The following is a 2,193-nucleotide window of genomic DNA, read 5'->3' as shown; positions in this document are numbered from 1 at the left end:
TGGTCATTGATTTGTTCGGCCTAACGATCATAGAGCCGACATTCCGCACTTGACATTCGCCCAAAATCTATTTTCTGAAAATCCACAAATCTTGGTCTAAGTGACTTCGAAATTCGAGTAGAGATCGATATATCGCGAACCGAGTAAAGAAAGCAATAATTGTTGTTGCTCGTTGAGGTTTAGTATATATTCTTCTAGTGTATTCAGAATCAATACGTGAATACCTTTGAAATACTGGAAAATCCATCGCGCCGTTGGGTTCGAGACCGGTTGGCCACACTGATTAGGAAACAATTCTCCTGTTTCTTTGAGTGTTTGGCGAACCCGATATTCCAAAGCCGCATAAACTAACAGACACAAACACATCACCATCATGAGAGCCATGATGCGCTCTTCCGATTTCAGGTAAAGATTCGTGGCCATAAACAGAGGATCCTTCAGGAAACGAAACCCTTTTTCGACTTTTTGTTGACCTTTGTAAGTCGCGATGACAAGTGGCGCCGTGGCCAGCGGGTGAAGTTCCAGAACGTCATCGGTGGAATCGATAGGATTGTTTTCCTTTGCTATCCGACCACTCAGCGCATCCATGTCGGTCAAGTCCGCGTCCAGGTGATTCGTCGCCAAAATAAAGCAACTTTTCCGCACCGTTCGTTCTTCTTTTTTCTCGATGATTTCAACGCGTTCCCCGTCGATACGATAAGTGAAGCCATCGGGCTGACGATGTTTTGCCGGACGTCCTTTCCCTTGATAGTAAGGTTCGGAAATCAAACGCATGGAGTCGACTCGTGTGACAAGCAGTTTTTTCTGCCAGACCTCGAAAGCCGCTTCGGCTTCCTCGACGCTCGCAAACGTTTTTTTCGTCAGTTGTGTCCAATGTTTGCGATCCGCTTCAAGATCTTTCTTCCATTGTTTCGCGACAGTCTTGCAAGCACGGGCATGCGCATCAGGCGAAAACACAATAATCCAGCGTTGACGAATCCCGGCATAGGTCGTGCTTAACGTTCTGTAAACAACATCTTCTGTCGATTCGGCTAATAATTCTGGCCCAATCGTGTCTACGAATTGAGTGGCGTCATGAATGGACATCGGTACGCGCGTAAGCCAGTACAGATCAGGAATTAACTCCATTTCGTGCAGGCTTTCCTTGTTATATAAAGCACTATCTGCAACGAAAATTTCGACACCTACGTCATTTTGTAACTGACTCACATACTCTGTCACCGTCTTCCGAAAATGTGTTTTATCGTCCGCGTGACCGGATAAAGTCGACATTGTTAACGGAATACCCGCCTGATTTTCGTTAATCAACTGCAGCACGATTTGATTCAGATCGGGTCGATGATCGCGACTATACCCCTTGGTGACATGAATCGTGTTAAATGGCACGTCTTCCTTGTCCAGCAAACTATTATAAACTCCATCCGTGTGAAAACTTGTGGAATCAAGATGCACGCAGCGACAAGCAAGGTCGAGCCGAGACACGGCCTGGCCGGCAAGCGCCATGTACAAAGGTGTTGCTCCGTACTGATAGATCGCATCCAAAGTACGCCCGAGTACATCGTCGTTGAGATGATCAGCTGTCACGCCCGAGCCGATGAGCCGAGCAGTCGGTTTGTCCTCGAAAAAATGTGGCATGAGATATAACGCACGGTTGGCAAAACCTAATCCATTGAGTACCATCGCTTTGACGGCTTGACCGAGAGAAATGTGACGTTTTGTCTCGTCATGTGGAATCAGCGCATCAATTTTTTCGCCAATTCCCAACTCGTCGTACATTCCTGCCACCAAGCCCAGATGCGCAAGAGCTTTGCTTTGGTAGGGAGTCGGTGAGCGCATCAAACCGGTCTCAACATGGATTGCCATCATTATTCTCCATTTAATTCAGTTAGATAGCAGATTTTACCAAAAAATCATTTTTTTTGATGAGGCACCTGCGGAATGTCGGATAAAGAACGACGCCAAAATCAGTTGCACACGATTTCAATGTTCAACCACGGAAAAACCCGTGGTGGGTAGTACAGCAACCCGGAAGTCTGACCCCACCTTGGAACGCCGAGCACTTCGCTGCGGAAATCCTGTGACCGATTGCCTTTCGTGGTCGTAGTCGTGGTCGTAATCGTCATCGAGAATCCACGGCAGTCGATTACGATTACGACCACGAACACGAACACGAACACGATCAATATGGCTTGC

Annotated in this window: 2 protein-coding genes; both read right to left on the bottom strand. The window is 47.1% G+C overall.

The features are described 5' to 3' along the window. Positions 1 to 96: 96 nt before the first annotated feature. Positions 97 to 1,863: an IS1634 family transposase gene (locus VBE63_RS27855; RefSeq protein WP_323686239.1), complete on the bottom strand. Its 1,767-nt coding sequence runs from the start codon at positions 1,861 to 1,863 to the stop codon at positions 97 to 99. A 117-nt stretch (positions 1,864 to 1,980) separates the two neighbouring features. After that, positions 1,981 to 2,193, bottom strand: a 213-nt coding sequence (locus tag VBE63_RS27850) for a hypothetical protein (RefSeq protein WP_323686238.1), incomplete at its 5' end; no start/stop codon positions are given.

The sequence above is a fragment of the Lamprobacter sp. genome (genome assembly GCF_034860625.1).
In the GTDB taxonomy this organism is placed as follows: Bacteria; Pseudomonadota; Gammaproteobacteria; order Chromatiales; family Chromatiaceae; genus Lamprobacter.
Note: the sequence above shows the minus strand (reverse complement) of the source record. Positions and strands in the feature narration are given on the sequence as shown.